The 1,467-nt window shown below is 70.5% G+C and carries 1 protein-coding gene; it reads left to right on the top strand.

Annotation, left to right across the window (positions count from 1 at the left end):
- Positions 1-219: 219 nt before the first annotated feature.
- Complete coding sequence (locus V6U82_RS31465) at positions 220-1,443, top strand: IS110 family transposase (RefSeq protein ID WP_334467647.1); 1,224 nt, start codon at positions 220-222, stop codon at positions 1,441-1,443.
- The last annotated feature ends 24 nt before the right edge of the window (positions 1,444-1,467 follow it).

A 1,467-nucleotide genomic window follows, 5' to 3' on the forward strand; every position in this document is an offset into this window, starting at 1 on the left:
CCCCGTTACCTTTTTGATCGTCCCCAGCCGGGGACTCCTCGGTCGCCCGGCCCGGTATGACTTCCTGCCCCTGTCGTTCGGATGATCCGGGGGGTGTTGTCGCCGGGTCGGGTGGCGTCGGCGGACCGCTGATAGGGACACGGCCACCCGTATTGGGGTAGGTCTCTTCGTAACGTGGCTGCCGGCAGTCCGACGCCCTGACTGCGGCCGAGGGCCACGATGCGATGCGTGGAGGCGGGTCTGGTGCACGACGGATACGGCGTCTACCTCGGCTTGGACGTCGGTAAGGGCGATCACCACGCGGTCGGGTTGGCGCCCGATGGCAAGCGGCTGCACGACGCGGCGTTGCCGAACACCGAGGTCCGGCTGAGGCAGCTATTCGGCAAGCTCGCCCGCCACGGTCGGGTGCTGGTGGTGGTCGACCAGCCCGCCTCGATCGGCGCCCTGCCCGTGGCGGTGGCTCGGGCGTGTGGGCATCAGGTGGCCTACCTGCCCGGCCTGGCCATGCGCCGCATCGCCGACCTGCATCCCGGCACCGCGAAGACAGACGCCCGCGACGCCTACGTCATCGCTGACGCGGCCCGCACCCTGCCCCACACGCTGCGGCGGGTCGACGTCGGCGATGAAGCCCTCGCGGAGCTGGAGGTGCTGGTCGGGTTCGATGACGATCTCGCCGGCGAAGCCACCCGCGTGTCCAACCGGATCCGTGGGCTGCTCACCCAGATCCATCCCGCTCTGGAACGGGTCCTCGGCCCTAAGATTCACCACAAGGCGGTCCTGGAGCTGCTGTCGCGCTGCGGCGGCCCCGTCGGACTGCGCAAGGCCGGTCGCCGCAAACTTGTCTCGATCGCCGCCGTCCACGCACCCCGCATGGGCGAACGCCTGGTCGAGCAGATCCTGACCGCCCTCGACGAGCAGACCGTCACCGTCCCGGGCACCCAGGCTGCGGAGACGATCCTGCCCCGCCTGGCTGACAGCCTCCGCGATGTCCTGCGACAACGCGACCAGACCGCCGGCGAGGTCGAGAGGATGCTTGATGCTCACCCTCTCGCCCCGGTCCTGACCTCGATGCCCGGCATCGGCGTCAGGACCGCCGCCCGGATCCTGCTCGAAGTCGGCGACGGCACCGCCTTCCCCACCCCCGGCCACCTCGCCGCCTACGCCGGCCTCGCCCCCGTCACCCGACGATCCGGCAGCAGCATCCGCGGCGAACACCCACCCCGCGGCGGCAACAAGAACCTCAAACGCGCCTTCTTCCTCGCCGCGTTCGCCGCCCTCGCCGACCCCACCAGCCGCGCCTACTACGACCGCAAACGAGCCGAAGGCAAACGCCACAACGCCGCCCTCATCTGCCTCGCCCGCCGCCGCTGCGACGTCCTGTTCGCCATGCTCCGCGACAAGATCCCCTACCAACCACGCCCCACCAGCCCCGTCCCCGCTTGACGAAACCCATAGGGACACCCCCCC

The organism is Micromonospora sp. CPCC 205554 (assembly GCF_036902745.1).
In the GTDB taxonomy this organism is placed as follows: domain Bacteria; phylum Actinomycetota; class Actinomycetes; order Mycobacteriales; family Micromonosporaceae; genus Micromonospora; species Micromonospora tulbaghiae.